Source organism: Nonomuraea sp. NPDC051191 (genome assembly GCF_044455665.1).
In the GTDB taxonomy this organism is placed as follows: domain Bacteria; phylum Actinomycetota; class Actinomycetes; order Streptosporangiales; family Streptosporangiaceae; genus Nonomuraea.
In genome coordinates this window covers 85,253-103,064 of the sequence record NZ_JBITEZ010000009.1, presented here as the reverse complement: position 1 = coordinate 103,064, position 17,812 = coordinate 85,253, and the positions used below count along the sequence as shown (strand labels likewise).

Genomic DNA, 17,812 nt, shown 5'->3' with positions numbered 1-17,812 from the left:
TTGGTCACTCCCAGGGGAAGAGGTACGAGCCGTCGGCGTTCTGCTCCGGCGTGAGGCGGCCGGTCAGCGTCTGGCCGCCGGTCATGAGATCGTTGACCGCCTTGCCGCCCGCCGCCTGCGGCAGTCCTGGCGGCAGAGCCGCGCCCGCCCGCCCGCCCGACCAGGGGCCGGAGGACGGGAACCGGCCGCTGAGGCCGTGCGCGGTCAGGTCGCGCTCGATCCGGTCGGCCGTGCCCCAGACCAGCATGGGCCCCTGGGCGAAGGTCGCCGCGGCGAGGTCGTTCAGGCCGTCGCGGTCACCGCGGACGGTCCGGACGCCCAGGTCGGCCGCCACCGCCGCGGTCAGGGCGGCGGCGCAGCCGTGCAGCAGCGCGTCGAGCATCGACTCCACCGCCTGGTAGCCCTCGAAGAGCTTGATCAGGCACTGCATGGCCAGGAGCCGGGCCGAGGCCAGGCTGAGCGGCGTGACGGCCGCGGTCAGCGTCCACAACGCCACCGCCGCCATGGCCGCCGCGACCAGGAACTGGAACAGCACCATCGCCGCCAGTGCGGCCCCCGCCGTGAACAGGGTGAGCGCGGTGACCAGCGCGCGGAGCTCGATGCCGCGGAGGTCGGCCAGGTAGGCGTCCATGCGGCGCTGGAAGGCGCGTCCGTCCTCGCTGCGCCAGCTCGTCGCGGCCACCCCGGCGACGAGGGCCTCGACGTCCAGCCGGGCGGCGACGACGTCGTCGTGGACCGACGACCAGGTGGTGGCGGCGTCGAAGAACGCCTGCGGGTCGTACTGGTGGACGTACATCTTGCCGATGAACGGCCAGGCCGCCGGAACGCCCAGGGCCGACAGCGTCAGCGCCGCGCCCGTGCCCACCATGAGGCCGTGCCGCCCCAGGGCCGCGAGGTTCACCACCGGCTCACGGAACTGGCACGCTCGGCGCTCTCCCAGGTCGCGATGGACGCGGTCAGGCCGTCCTGGATGCGTGCCACGTCCTCGACCCGGTGGCGCGCCTCCACCATCGTGAACGCCTCGACCTCGTTGTAGGCCAGGGCGAGCGAATAGGTGAAGGACGTGAAGGCGGACTCCGCCACCGTGAGCCCGGCCAGGCTCGGCAGCACGCCGCCGAGCGGCCGGACGGCGTCGGGGAGCCGGGATCTGATCTCCCTGAGCCGGGAACGCTCGATCTCCACGTCGTACGGGGTGGGGGGCTGTTCAGGAGTGGGATTGGTAGGCATGTGTCGCTTTCGTCCGCATCGTTGACGCCCCCAGCCTCACCCCCCGCGCCCGTGACCGGGGACGTTTTGACGCCATCCCTATACGAACACGGCGCCCCCCTGCACGATCTTGACGGCGCCGCCGTCGTCCCGGTTCACGACGGCGGCGGCGTCGTGATCACCCGAACCTCTTCATCCCCGACAGGGCCGCGCCTTCATCGGCTCGCGGGCGGGCCGAACCAGCGGGAGAGATGGGCGTCCAGGTCGTGCTGGTCGTCGCCGGCCCAGGCCACGTGGCCGTCGGGGCGCAGCAGGACGCACGGGACGTCCAGGGCCGCGGTGCGATCCGCCACGTGGTCGACCCGGTCCGACCAGCCGCCGGCGGTCAGGCGTTCGGTGCGGTCCAGCAGCAGGCCGCGGCCGTGACGCAGCAGGCCGTAGAGGCGGCCCTCCTTCACGTCGAGGTCGGGCAGGCGGCGGCCGAGCAGGTCGGGGCCCTCGCCGAAGTCGTAGCGGACGCCGACCGCGGTGATCTTCTCGATCAGGTGGCGGTTCACCTCGTCGATGTCCATGAGTTCGGTGAGCAGCCTGCGCACGGCCTGCGGGCCCGGTTCGGGGGACAGCAGCTCCTTCTGGGCGCGGGTGTTGTCCAGCACGTCCGCGGCGACCGGGTGGCGTTCGGCCTCGTAGGTGTCCAGCAGTGTGGCCGGCGCCCAGCCGCGGACCTGCGCGGCCAGCTTCCAGCCGAGGTTGAACGCGTCCTGGACGCCGAGGTTGAGGCCCTGTCCGCCGATGGGTGGATGGATGTGCGCCGCGTCGCCGGCCAGCAGCACCCGCCCGAGCCGATAACGTTCGGCCAGCCGGGTGGCGTCGCCGAAGCGGGACAACCAGCGCGGCGAGTGCACGCCGAAATCGGTTCCGGCGAGGGCGCGCAGCGCCTGCCGGAAGTCCTCAAGGGTCGGCGGTTCCGCGCGGTCGCCTGTTCCGACGGCCGGGACGACGACGCTGTAGACCCCGTTGCCGAAGGGCCGGATCCAGAACGGCCTGTGGGGCTCGTGGAGCTCGGCCGCCCTGGCGGTGATCTCCTCCTGCGGCACGCCCGCTTCCATCTCGCCCATCAGCGTCTCGGTACGCGACGGCTCGCCGGGGAAGCCGACGCCGAGCAGTTTGCGCACCGTACTGCGTGCGCCGTCGCAGCCGACGAGAAAGCGTGCGCGCAGCCGTTCCCCGTCGGCCAGTTCGACGGTCACGCCTTCGTCGTCCTGTTCGAGGGCGGTCACCGCGCGACCGCGGCGGATCTGCGCTCCGAGGTCGATCGCGTGCTCTTCGAGCAGGCGCTCGATGACCGGCTGCGGAATGCCCAGCAAATAGGCGTGCGCGGAATCCAGGCCCTTGGGCACGGGTTTGTCGATGGCGGCGAAGAAACCGGCGGCCGGACGCCGTCTTCCGTGTTCGAGAACGCGTTCCAGCAAGCCGCGCATCGCCATGATCTCAAGGCTGCGAATATGCAGCCCGACTATGCGGACGAACGACTTGGGCTCGGTCTCCTTCTCCAGGACGAGTACCCGTACGTCGTGCAGCCGCAGTTCGGCGGCCAGCATCGCGCCGGTCGGCCCGCAGCCGGCGATGATCACGTCGTACGCGAGGGGCACGCGGTCGGCGCCGGCGTTCGACGGCGGCTCTGTGGCGTTGGCGTGCGGAGAGTGCATGGCGTTGCCTTTCGGGAGTGCCTTGTCGGAGGCGCTCCCGGCGACGCCTACGTCAGCCGCCCGGCCGTGACGGAATGGGGGAGCACCCACAGCGGAACTGCGTTCATGGGGCTCACCTCCTCGGGCGGTGTCACGGTCGCCTGCAAGCTACAAGCCCGGCCGTCGTCGCGTCCAGTCCTTTTCCCCTGGGGAGGCCCGTCTGCGGGACGGCCCCGGCCGAGAGGATCACGGTGTCCCGGCGCCCCGGAGCAGTGGAGAGAAGGCCGCACGCCTCGCCCAGGTCCGGAGCCGCACGATCAGCCCGGTGCCGGTCCAGGAGGTTTGCGCGTGTTGGCCCATGCTGCGCGCCGAGGTCCCTGACCGCCCGCCGAGCCGTCCCGAGCCGATCGGCCGTCGACGTTGCCCTGCTGCAAGCAAGATCACGGCAGGTTCCAAGTCAGCGGCAAGCCGGGTCACCGATGCTGCTGTGCGGAGGACCCGGTCTTCGGTGAAGGGAGCAGGTGACCGTAGAAGACACTCCCCGCCGCCCCCGTCGGCCCCGCCGGCCATGCGACAGCCGCCCGCACGACCCCCCGCGCGCCCAGCGACGACCTCGCCCGGGCCCGCGTGCCGTCCCGGAGGAGCGGGCCCGTTCGAGACCGCCCACCCGGGCACGTTCGATCTTTGCTGGAAAGAGGACACATGAATACGGATGTGACGGGCGCGAACCGCCCTCTCACAGACTCGCCCAGCCGCCTCCACCAGGCTCTGGAGGCGCAGTGCCGGCGGACGCCCGATCGCCTCGCCGTCGTCGCGGGCACGAGCCGGCTGACCTACGCCGAGCTCGACCGCAGGGCCAACGGGGTCGCCCACGCCCTGGCCGCCCGCGGTGTCGGACGCGGCGACCTGGCGGGGATCTGCCTGGACCGCGACGAGTGGCTGGTGCCCGCGCTGATCGGGGTGCTGAAGGCGGGGGCGGCCTACGTCCCGCTGGACCCGGCCTACCCGGCGGAACGGTTACGTTTCATGGCCGAGGACGCCGCCGTGAGCGCGGTGGTCACCTCGGCCGCGCGGCGCGACACCGCGTCGCTGACCGGCGCCGCCACGGTGCTCGTCGACGACGTGACGCCCGCAGCGTCCGGGCCCGAGGTGCCCGGCGAGCCGGGCGACGCCGCGTACGTCATCTACACCTCCGGCTCGACCGGCCGCCCCAAGGGTGTGGTCGTGGAGCATCGCAACACCCTGAACCTGGTGCGCTGGGAGGCGGCCGCCTACACCGCCGAGGAGTTGAGCGGCATGCTGGCCGGCTCCTCCATCTGCTTCGACGCCTCCATCACCCAGATCTTCACGCCGCTGTTCGCCGGCGGGACCGTGATCATGGCGGACAACGTGCTGGCGCTGCCGACGCTGCCGGCCCGCGACGAGGTGCGCACGGTCTTCGGCGTCCCGTCCGCGCTGTCGGTGCTGCTGCGCGAGCCGCTGCCGGACGGCGTCCGCATGGTGCTGTCGGGCGGCGAACGGCTGACCGCGGCCCTGGTCGCGCGCATGTTCGCCAACCCGGGCGTACGCCGGGTGCTCAACATGTACGGCCCCACCGAGTGCACCACCGGCTCCACCATGTTCGAGGTGACCCGCGACCACCAGGGCGAACCGCCGCTGGGCGAGCCGATGGCGGGCGCGCTGCTCAGCGTGCGCGACGACGCGGGCAGGCCGGTCCCGGACGGAGAGACCGGCGAGTTGTGGATCGGCGGCCCCGGCGTGACCCGCGGCTACCTGGGCCACGAGTCGCAGGCCTTCCGCACCGAGCCCGACGGCGCCCGCGTCTACCGCAGCGGCGACCTGGTCCGACGGGTGGACGGCGAGCTGCGGTACGTGGGCCGCGCCGACGACCAGGTCAAGATCCGCGGCTACCGGGTGGAGCTGGGCGAGGTCGAGTCGGCGCTGGACCGCCACCCCGCGGTGCGCCGCGCGGTCGTGCTGGCCCACACCGACGACGACGGCATCGCCTACCTCGCCGCGCACGTGGCCGCCTCCGGCGTGACCGAGCCCGACCTGCGCGACTGGCTGCGCGACCGCCTGCCCGACCACCTGGTCCCGGCCAGGATCGGCGTGACCGGCGACCTGCCGATCGGCCCCACCGGCAAGGTGGACCGCGCGGCCCTGCCCAAGCTGGGCGCCGCCCGGACGGGGAACGCGGCCCCGGTCGCGCCGCGCACGGACGACGAACGCCAGGTGGCCGAGGTGATCGCGGACGTGCTGGGCCTGCCGGAGGTGGGCGTGCACGACCGGTTCGCCGACCTGGGCGGGCACTCGCTGGCCGCCGCCCGGGTGGTGACCGAGCTGTCACGGCGGCTCGGGCACACCGTGCCCCTGGCGTCGTTCCTGACCGAGCCGACCGCGGCCGGGCTGGCGGCCCGGCTGCGCGAGCCGGGATCGGCGCCGGTGCGGCGGACCGGCCGGACCCGGCACCCGCTCACCGCCGCGCAACGCGAGTTCTGGACGTTGCGCCAGCTCCACCCGCACAGCCCGGTCACCACCGTGTCGGTCCGGCTGCGCGTGCGCGGCCTGAGCGGGAGCGCGCCGCTGCGCCCGGCACTCGACGCGGTCCTGCGCCGGCACGAGGCCCTGCGCAGCACGGTCTCCGTCGGCGAGGACGGCGTCCCGTACGCGGTCGTGCACCCGCCCGTCGCCGTCCCGCTGGTCGAGCACCCGGCGGGCGCGGACCCGGTGAAGGTGGCCCGGGCCGCGGCGGAGCACGTGTTCGACGTGACGAACGAGGTGCCGCTGCTGCGCGCGAGCCTGTGCCCCGTCGGGGACGACGTGGCCGAGCTGGTGCTCGTGACCGACCACCTCGCCTTCGACGGCGGTTCGGTCGGCGTGCTCATGGACGAGCTGGCCGCCGAGCTGGCGGGCGAGCCCGTTCCCGAGCCCGCGGTGCAGCTCGGCGACGTGGCGGTGCGCGAGCAGGAGGAACGGCCCGACCTCGCGCGGCTGCGGGAGTTCTGGCGCGGCGAGCTGGCGGGGGCGCCGGTGGCGGGGCCGCCGCCGCGTGACCTGACGACGTGCCGGGTGACCAGGCCGCTGCCCGAAGAGCTCACGGACGGCGTGGCCGCGCTGGCCCGCGCGTGCGGCGCGACCCCGTTCGCGGTGTACGTGGCCGCCGTCGCCCTGGCCGCCGGGGAGCCGGACACGCTGGTCGGCATGGTCGCGGCGCGGCGTGCCAGGCCGGAGCTGGCCCGGGTCGTCGGGCCGCTGATCGACACGGTGCCGGTGCGGCTGCGGCCGGACGCCGAGCCGACCTTCCGCGACCTGGTCAGGCAGGCCGGGGAGGCCACCACGCGGGCGCTCGTCCACCAGGAGGCGCCACCCGCCGACCTGCCCCGCGCCCCCGTGCTGCTGGCCATGCAGCACGCCGAGGTGCCGGTGCGCGCGGGCTGCCTCGAACTGCTGACCGAGGTCGGCTCCGGCGCTGCCGTGCACGAGTTCAGCGTGCTCGTCAACCGCACGGCGGCCGGCGCCGAGCTGCACCTGGAGTACGCGGTCGCGCTGCTCGGCCGGGAGGCGGCCGGGGCGTACCTGGACCGGCTGCTGTGGCTGCTGCGGCGCGCGGTGGCCGAGCCGGACCTGCTGATCGCGGCGTTCGAGCCGGTCACCCCGGACGAACGCGCCGCGCTGCTGGCCCGCGCGGCCGGCCCGCGGCTGCCGGACGACCTGCCGCCGGTGCCCCGGGCCCTCGCGGCCCACAGAACCGGCACGGCGAGCACGGCGGGCACAGTGGGCACGGCGGTGGTCGGCCCGGACGGCGCCGCGCTGAGCCACGCCGAGCTGAACGACCGCGCCGACCGGATCGCGGCCGGGCTGCTGGCGCACGGGGTGTCGCGGGGCGACGTGGTCGGCGTCCACGTGCCGCGGGACCGGATGTTGCCCGTGGTGCTGCTGGGCGTGTGGCGGGCGGGGGCGGCGTACCTGCCGCTGGACCCCGAACACCCGGCCGAGCGGCTGCGCCTGCTGGCCGCGGACGCGGGCGCCCGCGTGGTGCTCACCCGCGGCGACACCCCCTTCGACCCAGCCCCGCCGTCCACCCCGAACGAACCGGCGACGCCCGCCCCGCACCACCCGGCGACGCCCGCCCCGAACGGCCCGGCGACCCCTGCCGGGCACCGGCCGGTGGTGCTCGACGCGGACCGGCTCGCGGCCGGCCCGCTCGCGGACCTGCCCGAGGTGCGCTCCGAGGACCTGGCGTACGTCACCTACACCTCCGGCTCCACCGGCGCCCCCAAGGGGGTCGAGGTCACCCACGGCGGCCTGGCCGCCCTCGTGGCCGGGATGATCTTGACGCTCCGCCTCGGCCCGGCCGACGTGCAACTCGCGGTCGCGCCGCTGAGCTTCGACGCCTCCGCCTCCGAGCTGTGGAGCGTCCTGACCGCCGGCGGCACGTCGGTGGTGGTGGACAGGGCCACGGCCACCGACGGGCACGCGCTGGCCGAGCTGATCGGCACGAGCGCGGCCACGGTGATCGACCTGGTGCCGACCGCGTACCGGATGCTGATCGCGGCCGGCTGGGCGGGCGGCCCGGCGCTGCGCGCCGTCGCGGGCGGGGAGGCGCTGGACCCGGCGCTGGCCGAGCAGATCCTGCGCCGCGTCGGCGAGTTGTGGAACGCCTACGGGCCCACCGAGACCACCGTCACCTCGACGCTGCACCGGGTGCGCGCGCACGAGGGCGACCGGGTGCCGATCGGGTCGCCGATGCCGGGCGAGCGGGCGTACGTGGTCGACGCGCGGCTGCGGCTGGTGCCGCCGGGCACGGTCGGCGAACTGCTGCTGGGCGGCGCCGGGGTGGCCCGCGGCTACCGGAACCGGCCGGACCTGACCGCGACCGCCTTCGTGGCCGACCCGTTCACGCCGGACGGCCGCTGCTACCGCACCGGTGACCTGGCCCGATGGCGGCCGGACGGGACGCTGGAGTTCCATGGCCGCCGCGACCACCAGGTGAAGGTCCGCGGATACCGGATCGAGCTGGGCGAGATCGAGGCCGTGCTGCGCGAGCTGGCCGAGGCCGCCGTGACCGTCGCGGGGACGGACGCGCACGCCCACCTGGTCGGCTACGTCGCGCCGGAGACGGCGGACCTGGCCGCGATCGAGCGGCACGCCCGGTCCCGGCTGCCCGGCCACATGGTGCCGCGCCGCTGGGTCGCCCTGCCCGCCCTGCCCACGCTGCCCAGCGGCAAGGTCGACCGCCACGCGCTGCCCGAGCCGGACACCGGCCCGGACCCGGCGCGGGTCGCGCCGGACACCGGCGCCGAGCGGCTGGTGGCCGCCGTCTGGGCCGAGGTGCTCGAACGGCCCGAGGTCTGGGCCGGCGATGACTTCTTCGCCCTCGGCGGAGCCTCGTTCGCCGCGACCAGGGTGGCCGCCCGCCTGCGCGAGATGTTGCAGGTCACCGTGCCCGTGCGGTTGCTGTTCGACCGTCCGGTGCTCGCCGACTTCGCCGCCGCGCTCGAAGAGCTGCTGGCCGCCGACCTGATGGAGGGGGACGAGGGATGACCGAGACACGTGAGGACCGGATCGCCGAACTCGTCCGGTCCAGGATCGACGCCGCCCTGAAGCAGAAGGAGAAGAAGGCCGCCCCCGCCCCCGGCATCCCGGCGACGTCGGCCGCGGACATGCCGCTGTCGCCGGCGCAGGAACGGCTGTGGTTCCTGGCCCAGCTCGAACCGGACACGCCTGCCTACAACGTGCCGCTGACGCTGCGGCTGCGCGGCCCGGTGGACGTCGCCGCCCTCACCGGCGCGGTGGCGGACCTGGCCGAACGGCACTGGGTCCTGCGCGGCGTCATCGACGAGGGACGCGTGCGACCCGTCGCCGCCGTCCCGGTGCCCGTGGTGGACGTGGACGGGACGGAGCTGGACCGGGAGCTGGCCGCACACGCCTGGCGGCCGTTCCGGCTGGACGCCGAGCCGCCCCTGCGGGCCACGGTGTTCCGGCTCGGCGACGAGGAGTGCGTGCTCGCGCTCACCCTGCACCACATCGCCACCGACGCCTGGTCGGAACGCGTGCTGCTGGACGACCTCACCCGCCTGTACGCCGCCCGCCTCGGCCTGGAGCCGCCCCCCGCTCCCCCGGCCCTGCAGTACGCGGACGTGGCCGCCTGGGAGGCCGGACGGCCGGACGCCGACCTCGACTGGTGGGCCGGGCGCCTGGCGGGCCTGCCGCCGGTGCTCGACCTGCCGCTCGCCCGCCCGCGCCCGTCCGTGCCCACGTGGGAGGGGGCGGCCGTCGCGGTGGAGGTGCCCGAGGCGCTGTCGGCGAAGGTGCGCGCGGTGGCGGGGACGTCGCCGTTCATGGTGTTCCTGGCCGGGTTGCAGGCGTTGCTGAGCCGACTGTCCGGCGTCGACGACATCGCCGTCGGGGTGCCGCACGCGGGCCGCCACCACCCCGACGCCGAGCGGGTCGTCGGCTGTTTCATCAACACGCTGGTGGTACGCGGCGACACCTCGGGCGACCCGACCGGCGCGGAGCTGCTGGCGCGGGCGCGCACGGCGGCGCTGGACGCGTTCGCGCACGCCGGCACGCCGTTCGAGCGGGTCGTGGAGCGCCTGCAGCCGGAGCGGAACCTCGCGGTCACGCCGCTGTTCCAGGTGATGCTCAACGTCTACGAGACCGGCGCGCCGATGTCGCTGCCGGGGCTGGAGGTCGTGGCCGGGACGCCGCCCGCGCCGACCGCCAAGTTCGACCTGAACCTGGAGCTCGGCGACGACGGCACCCGGTTCTCGGGCGAGTTGCGGTACCGCACCGACCTGTTCGACGAGGCCACCGTGAGCCGGCTGGCCGGCTGGTACCTGGAACTGCTGGACGGCCTGCTCACCGACCCCGCCGCGCCGGTGCGGCTGCCGGCCGGCGACGACCTGCGCGGCCGGGACGCCGCGCTGCCGGTGGACGTGCCGCTGCACACGCTGGTCGAGCGGGTGGCCGACGCCCGCCCGGACGCGGTCGCCGTCGGCTCGCTCAGCTACGCGGAGCTGGACCGCCGCGCCAACCAGGTGGCCCATTGGCTGCTGGCGAGCGGGGTGCGTCCGGAGGAGCCGGTCGGGGTGCTGCTGGAGCGGCGTCCCGAGCTGGTGGTCGCCATGCTCGGCGTGCTCAAGGCGGGGGCGGCCTACCTGCCGCTCGACCCGGTCTATCCGGAGCGGCGCAACCGGGCGGTGATCGCCGACGCCGGTGCGCGGTTCGTGCTCACGGACGCCGAGCTCGCCGCCGCGGCGGAGGCGGCCGGCGAGCGTCCCGGCCTGGCGGTGCGGCCGGAGCACCTGGCGTACGTGATCTACACGTCGGGCTCGACCGGACGGCCGAAGGGCGTCGCGGTCGAGCACCGGCACATCACGCACTACCTCGGCGCGGTGGCCGAGGTCGTCCCCGCCGGGATGACGTCGTTCGCGCTGGTCTCCACCGCCGCCGCCGACCTCGGCATGACGAACGTGTGGTGCGCGCTCACCACGGGCGCCACCCTCCACCTGATCGACCACGAGACGGCCACCGACCCGGCCGCGTTCGCCGCCCGCCTGGCGGCGCACCCGGTGGACGCGATCAAGATGGTGCCCAGCCAGCTCGAACTCCTCGGCACGGCCGCGTTACCCGGGAAGCTGCTGATCCTGGCCGGCGAGGCGGTGCCGGCGGACCTGGTGGCGCGAGTCCGGGAGGCGCGGCCGGACCTGGAGGTGCAGATCCACTACGGCCCCACCGAGACCACGGTGTCGGTGCTGGCCTGCGACGCGGCCGAGGCCCTGGCCGGGCTGGGCCCGGGCCGGGCGCCGCTGGGCCGGCCGCTGGCCGACGTGCTGTGCCGGGTGGCCGACCCGTCCGGACGGGCGCTGCCGCCCGGTGTGCCCGGTGAGCTGTGGATCGGCGGGCCCAGCGTGGCCCGCGGCTACCTGGGCCGCCCCGACCTCACCGCGGAACGTTTCACCGGCGGCTGGTACCGCACCGGCGACCGCGTCCGGGTGACCGGGGACGGGCTGGTCGAGTTCCTGGGGCGGATCGACGACCAGGTGAAGGTGCGCGGCTTCCGCGTCGAGCTGGGCGAGGTCGCCGCGGCTCTGCGGGCCCTGCCGCAGGTCGCGGAGGCGTACGTGCAGCCGGTCGGCGAGGGCCTGGAGCGGCGCCTGGCCGCCTGGGTGACGCCGGCCGCGATGGACCCGGTGGACGTGGCCCAGGTGCGGGCGGCGCTGCGCGAGCGGCTGCCCGACTACATGGTGCCGGCCGCGATCGGCGTGCTGGAGGCGCTGCCGCTCACCCCGAACGGCAAGGTGGACCGGGCGGCGCTGCCCGTGCCCGAGGCGGGGCCCGCGGTGCGGGTGCCGCTGGGCACCGCCGGGGAGCGCCTGGTGGGCGAGGTCTGGGCCGACGTGCTCGGGCTCCCCGAGGTCTGGGCGGACGACGACTTCTTCGCCCTCGGCGGGCACTCGTTCGCGGCGACCCGGGTGGCAGGGCGGCTGCGGGAGCGGCTGGGCGCGGCGGTGCCGGTACGGCTGCTGTTCGAGCACCCGGTGCTGGCCGACCTGGCCGCCGCGCTCCCCCGTCCGGCGGACGCCGTTCGCGTGCGGCGCGCGCCGGCGGACGGGCCGGTGCCGCTGTCCGGCGTGCAGGCCAGGCTGTGGTTCCTGGCCCAGCTCGAACCGGACAGCAGCGCCTACAACGTGCCGGTGGCGCTGCGGCTGCGCGGCCCGCTGCGGGCGGACGCCCTGCTCGACGCCGTACGCGACCTGGCCGAGCGGCACCACGTGCTGCGCGGCGTGGTCGACGACTCCGGCCCCGAGCCGGTGATCGTGGTCCGGGACGCCGCCGAGGTGCCCGTGTCCACCACGCGCGTGGACCGCTCGGAGGTCGAGGACGTGCTGGCCGCGCACCTGGCGACGCCGTTCGCGCTGGACCGCGAGCCGCCGATGCGGGCGGTGCTGCTCACCGTCGGCGAGCCTGGGGCCGACGACGAGCACGTGCTCTCGCTCACCTTCCACCACATCGCCACCGACGCCTGGACGCGCGGACTGCTGCTGTCGGAACTGTCCGGCCTGTACGCCGCCCGCCTCGGCCTGCGCCCGCCGCTGGACCCGCCGCCGGCGCAGTACGCCGAGGTGTCCCCCGTCCCCGACCCGGCCGACCTGGACTGGTGGGCCGGGCACCTGGACGGCCTGCCGCCGGTGCTCGACCTGCCCACCGACCGGCCGCGTCCCGCGGTGCCCGACCCGGGCGGGGCCGCGCTCGACCTGGAGCTGCCGGCTGGGCTGAGCGAGCGGATCAGGGCGGTGGCCGCCGCCTACCGGTCCACGCCGTTCATCGTGCTGCTGGCCGGACTGCAGGCGCTGCTGGCCCGGCTGTCGGCCACTGCGGACGTCGCGGTCGGCGTGCCGGTCTCCGGCCGCGACCACCCGGACACCGAAGGCGTGGTGGGCTGCTTCCTCAACACCGTCGTCGTGCGGACCGACGTGGGCGGCGACCCGACCGGGCGCGACCTGCTGGCCCGCGCGCGGGAGTCCGCGCTGGGCGCGCTCGCGCACGCGGGCACGCCGTTCGACCGGGTGGTGGACCGGCTGCGGCCGGAGCGGAACCTGGCGGCCACGCCGCTGTTCCAGGTGATGCTCAACTACATCCCCGGCGGGGCCGGGCCGGAGCTGCCCGGCCTGGAGGCGTCCGAGATCCACCTGCCGGAGCTGACCACCAAGTTCGACCTGAGCTGGCACGTCGTCGACGACGGGCCGGGCGCGCCGCTGCGCGGCGGGCTCGGCTACCGGACCGACCTGTTCGAGCCGGGCACCGCGGCCAAGCTGACCCGCTGGTACGCGGCCCTGCTCGACGGGCTGCTCGCCGACCTGGACGCGCCGGTGGGCGCGGTGCCGCTGGAGCCGGTGACCGGCCCCGCCGTGGACGGCGGGCCGCCGCCCGAGCCGCCCGCCGGGGCGGTGCACCACCTGATCGAGCGCTGGGTGGACGAGACGCCCGGCGCGCCGGCCGTGGTGGGCGCCGACCGCGCCCTGACGTACGCGGAGCTGGAGGCGTCCGCGAACCGGATCGCGCACTGGCTGCTGGAGGCCGGGGTGGGCGCCGACGAGCCGGTCGGCGTGCTGCTGGAGCCGGGCGCGGACCTGGCGTGCGCGTTGTTCGGCATCCAGAAGTCGGGCGGCGGGTACCTGCCGATGGACCCGGCGTACCCGGCGGCGCGGATCGCCGCGATGCTGGAGGCCGCCGGGGTGCGGGCCGTGGTGACGGTGAGCGAGTTCGCGCCGCTGATCGGGGACGGCCGGCGGGTGCTGGCGCTCGACCGGCCGCCGTCCCTGCCGGACACCCGTCCCCGGGTCGAGGTGCTGCCGGAGCACCTGCACCACGTGATCTTCACGTCGGGGTCCACCGGCACGCCCAAGGCGGTGGCCGCCGAGCACGGCGGCGTCCTGAACTACCTGGGCGGCATGCTGCCGCGCATCGGCGTGCCCGGCGGGTCGTTCGCGGTGGTCTCCACGCCCGCCGCCGACTTCGGCCTGACCTGCGTGTTCGGCGCGCTGACCACGGGCGGGACGGTGCACCTGGTCCCCCGCGAGACCGCCATGGACCCGGCCGCGTTCGCCGGCTACCTGGCCGAGCACCGGGTGGACGTCGTCAAGTGTGTCCCGAGCCACCTGGAGCTGCTGGCCTCGGGCGGCGACCTGGCCGCCGTGCTGCCGCGCGAGCTGCTGATCCTGGCGGGCGAGGCCTGCCCGTGGGACCTGGTGGAGCGGGCTCGGGCCGCCCGGCCCGGACTGCGGATCCAGAGCCACTACGGCCACACCGAGTCCACGATGATCTGCCTGGTCTGCGACACCGAGGAGATCCCCGCCGACCGGCGGACCGGCATCGTGCCGCTGGGCCGTCCGCTGCCCGGCGTGTACGGGCACCTCGTGGACGCCGCCCTGCGCCCGGTGCCGCCCGGCGTGCCCGGCGAGCTGGTGGTCGGCGGCCCCGGCGTCACCCGCGGCTACATCGGCCGGCCCGAGCTGACCGCCGAGCGGTTCGTCCCCGACCCGCTGACCGCCGAGGGACGCTGCTACCGCAGCGGCGACCTGCTGCGCGTCACCTCCGACGGGCGGATCGAGTTCCGCGGCCGGGTGGACGACCAGGTCAAGGTGCGCGGCTACCGCGTCGAGCTGGGCGAGGTCACCACCGCGCTGCGGGCGCTGCCCCAGGTCGCCGAGGCCGTGGTGCTGCCCGTCGGCGAGGGGAAGGCCAGGCAGCTCGCCGCGTGGGTGACGCCCGCGACCGTGGAGGCCGCGTCCGTACGGTCGGCGCTGCGCGAGCGGCTGCCCGACTACATGGTGCCGGCGCACGTCATGGCCCTGGACCGGCTGCCGCTCAACCCGAACGGGAAGATCGACCGGGCCGCGCTGCCCGAGCCGGTGGCCGAGCAGGCCGCGTACGCGCCGCCCTCGACGCCGAACGAGGAGCTGGTCGCCGGGGCCTTCGCCCGGGTGCTCGGCGTGGAACGGGTAGGTGCGGGCGACGACTTCTTCGCCCTCGGCGGCGACTCGTTCGCCGCGGTGCGCGCGGTCAAGGAGATCGGCCGCGGGCTGCGGGTGATCGACCTGTTCACCCGGCCCGCCGTGGCCGAGCTGGCCGCGTTCCTGGGCCGCGAGGACACCGGCGGGCTGCTGCACCGCCTGGGCGGCGGCCGGGCCGGCGAGTTCACGCTGGTCTGCGTGCCGTACGGCGGCGGGTCGGCGGCGGTGTACCAGCCGCTGGCCCAGGCGCTGGGCGACCGGGTCGAGGTGCTCTCCGCCGAACTGCCCGGCCACGACCCCGCCCGCCCGGACGAGCCGCCGCTCCCGCTGGAGCAGCTCGTGGACGTGCTGGCCGCCGAGGTGGCCGCGACCGCGTCGGGTCCCGTCGCGATCTACGGCCACTGCGTGGGCTCCGCGACCGCCGTCGCGCTGGCACGCCGGCTGGAGGCGGACGGCGTGCCCGTGCTGGGCGTGATCGCCGCCGCGAGCTTCCCGGCGGCACGGCTGCCCGGTCCGGTCAGGCGGCTGTTCGGCGGCGACCGCTGGGTGTCGGACCGGATGTTCCGGGACGCGCTGCGCGCCTCCGGCGGGCTGCTCGACGACATGGACGAGGCCGCCAAGCGCACCGCCGTACGCGCCATGCGGCATGACGCCGACCAGGCGCAGGAGTGGTTCGGCCAGGAGCTGGCCGGCGAGGGTGCGCCGCTGCGCGCCCCGATCCTGAGCCTGGTCGGGGAACGCGACCGCGCCACCGAGCTGCACGAGGAGCGCCACACCGAATGGGCGGCGTTCGCGCCGCGGGTGGAGCGGGCCGTGCTGCCCAGGGCCGGGCACTACTTCCTGCGTCACCAGGCCGAGCCGCTGGCCGCCCTGGTGCTGGCGCACCTGACCCGCTGGGCGGCCGGGACGCTGCCCGACCCGGTGCGTCCGCCCGAACGCGCCAGGCTGCGGCCCTTCTACACGGTCGCGGGCGGGCAGATCGTCTCGGCGCTGGGCACGGCGCTGAGCTCGTTCGCGCTCGGCGTGTGGGCCTACCAGCGCAGCGGCGAGATCCTGGACCTGGCGCTGGTCACGATGCTGGCGCAGATCCCGGCCGTGCTGCTCACCCCGCTGGGCGGCGCGCTGGCCGACCGGGTGGACCGGCGCAGGATCATGCTGGCCTGCGACGCGCTGTCCGGGCTGTCCATGGTGGCGCTGGTGCTGCTGCTGACCACCGGGCGGCTGGAGTTCTGGAACGTCTGCCTCATCGTGGGCGTGACCTCCGTCGTGTCGGCGTTCCAGCAGCCCGCGTGGCTGGCGGCGATCGCGCAACTGGTGCCGAAACCGTACCTGCCGCAGGCCAACGCGCTGGCGAACGTGGGCTTCGGCGCGGGCAACGTGGTCGCGCCGCTCGCGGGCGGCGCGCTGATCGGCCTGTTCGGGTTGTCGGCCGTGGTGGCCGTGGACGTGGCCACGTTCGCGATCGGCGTGCTGACGCTGCTGCTGGTGCGCTTCCCCGACCGGCTGTTCCACCGGCGCGAGGAGACGTTCACGGCGGCGCTCACCGGCGGGTGGCGGTTCCTGCGCAGGCGGCGTCCGCTGATGGTGATGGCGCTCTACTTCGCGGTCGTGAACTTCTGCACCGCGCTGATGTGGGTGCTCGTCACCCCCGTCGTGCTGGCCATCGGCACCTCCGCGGACCTGGGCCTGGTGACCGCCGTCGGCGGCGTCGGCGCGGCCGTGGGCACCGGCGTGGTGCTGGTGTGGGGCGGCATCCGGCGACGGGCCACCGGGATGATCGGTTTCGTCGTCGGGTCCGGGCTCGGCGTGGTGCTGATGGGCGTGTGGCCGGTCGTGTGGCTGGTCGCGGCCGGGTTGTTCGTCCGGCTGGCGTGCATGAGCATCGGCAACGCGCACTGGCTGTCCATCATCCAGGTCAAGGTGGGTCCGGAGCTGCAGGGACGGGTGCTCGCGGTGAACATCATGATCGCCACGGCCATGCAGCCGATCGGCTTCCTCGCCGCCGGACCGCTGGCGGAGTGGGCCGGACGGTTCGCCGGCGGGCCCGGCGGGGGCGCGGGGGTCGTGCTGCTCGCCAGCGGCGTGTTCCTGGTGCTGTGGGGCTTGGTGGGGCTGCGGCACCGGCCGCTGCATCACCTGGAGGACCTCGTCCCGGACGCCGCCCCGCCGTCGGAGGCCGCGGCCGACCTGGACGCCATCCAGGAGAGGGTGCTGAGCGCATGAACCCGGAACCCACGGAAGGCGCGGACGGCACGACTCACACCGGGCTTGTCACCGGGCTCGACACCGGGCCCGGCACCGGGCTTGGCACCGGGCTTGTCACCGGGCTTGTCACCGGGCTTGTCACCGCGGCCGACGTCCGGGCCGCCGGTGACCGTATCGCGCCGTACGTCCGGCGCACGCCGCTGCTGCGGGTGCCCGGCGAACGGCTCTGGGTCAAGCCGGAGAACCGCCAGCCGACCCGCTCGTTCAAGGTGCGCGGCGCGGCCAACGCCGTGGGCCGGCTGGCCGGGCGCGGCGTCCGGCACGTGATCGTCCAGTCGTCGGGCAACCACGCCCAGGCCATCGCGTACGCCGCCGCCGAACACGGGGTGCGGGCGACCGTCGTCCTGCCGGACACGGCCCCGGACCTGAAGGTGCGCGCCGCCCGCCGGCTCGGCGCCGAGGTGGTGATCGTGCCGCCCGCCCTGCGGGAGGAGGCGTGCCTCGCTCTGGCCGACCGGTTCGGCGCGACGGTCGTCGGCTCCGACGCGTACGACGTCATCGCCGGGCACGGCACCGCCGGGACCGAACTCTGCCTGGACCTGCCGGACGCGGGGACCGTCCTGGTGCCCGTCTGCAACGGCGGCCTGCTGGCCGGGATCGCGGTGGCGGTCAAGGCCGCCGACCCGACGATCCGGGTGATCGGCGTCGAACCCGAACTGGCCGCCGACGGTGCGGCCAGCTTCCGGACGGGCACGCGGACCGCATGGCCGGTGGAACTGACCTACCGCACACGAGCCGACGGCCTGCGCGCCCCGGTACTGGGCGCCCTGGCCTGGGAACACATCCACCGTCACGTGGACGACATGCTCACCGTGACCGAGGACGCCATCGACGCCGCCGCCGACCTGCTCTGGCGCGAGCTGGGCGAACGCGCCGAACCCAGCGGCGCGACCGCCACAGCCGCCTACCTCACCCACCAGGCACACCTGCCACCGGGCCCGGTGGTCGCGATCCTGTCCGGCGGCAACGTCGCGATCGACGCGGAGACCAGGGAGGAGCCACTGGCGCGGAGCACGTGATCCCCTGTCGTGGGGGGGGGGGGGGGGGGGGGGGGGGGGGGGGGGGGGGGGGGGGGGGGGGGGGGGGGGGGGGGGGGGGCCCAGGGGGGTGGGGGTTACGGTCTCGGACACGGGC

Annotated in this window: 6 protein-coding genes; 3 read left to right on the top strand and 3 right to left on the bottom strand. The window is 75.5% G+C overall.

All coding sequences use genetic code 11. The features are described 5' to 3' along the window. Window positions 1–4 precede the first annotated feature (4 nt). The 3 genes from ACIA8R_RS25990 to ACIA8R_RS25980 all read right to left on the bottom strand — a co-directional run bounded on the left by ACIA8R_RS25990 (window position 5) and on the right by ACIA8R_RS25980 (window position 2,807). Window positions 5–904, bottom strand: coding sequence for a hypothetical protein (locus tag ACIA8R_RS25990; protein WP_364100788.1), 900 nt, complete (start codon window positions 902–904; stop codon window positions 5–7). Then, window positions 898–1,227: a hypothetical protein gene (locus tag ACIA8R_RS25985; protein ID WP_397040848.1), complete on the bottom strand. Its 330-nt coding sequence runs from the start codon at window positions 1,225–1,227 to the stop codon at window positions 898–900. The genes ACIA8R_RS25990 and ACIA8R_RS25985 overlap by 7 nt, the downstream gene beginning before the upstream one ends. Window positions 1,228–1,421: 194 nt before the next feature. After that, window positions 1,422–2,807, bottom strand: a complete 1,386-nt coding sequence (locus ACIA8R_RS25980; protein WP_397041144.1) for an FAD-dependent monooxygenase — start codon at window positions 2,805–2,807, stop codon at window positions 1,422–1,424. Window positions 2,808–3,596: 789 nt separating this feature from the next. Between ACIA8R_RS25980 and ACIA8R_RS25975 the strand changes: the two genes are divergently transcribed. From ACIA8R_RS25975 to ACIA8R_RS25965, 3 genes are read left to right on the top strand one after another with little or no spacing between them, the layout of a single operon-like run. Continuing rightward, window positions 3,597–8,438 carry an amino acid adenylation domain-containing protein gene (locus ACIA8R_RS25975; RefSeq protein ID WP_397040846.1) on the top strand — a complete coding sequence of 1,614 codons (4,842 nt, stop codon included), beginning with the start codon at window positions 3,597–3,599 and terminating at the stop codon, window positions 8,436–8,438. Then, window positions 8,435–16,636, top strand: coding sequence for an amino acid adenylation domain-containing protein (locus ACIA8R_RS25970; RefSeq protein ID WP_397040844.1), 8,202 nt, complete (start codon window positions 8,435–8,437; stop codon window positions 16,634–16,636). Before ACIA8R_RS25975 ends, ACIA8R_RS25970 begins: the two co-directional genes overlap by 4 nt. Then, entirely contained in the window at window positions 16,633–17,697 is a 1,065-nt protein-coding gene (locus tag ACIA8R_RS25965; RefSeq protein WP_397040842.1) for a threonine/serine dehydratase, read from the top strand. Before ACIA8R_RS25970 ends, ACIA8R_RS25965 begins: the two co-directional genes overlap by 4 nt. Window positions 17,698–17,812 lie beyond the last annotated feature (115 nt).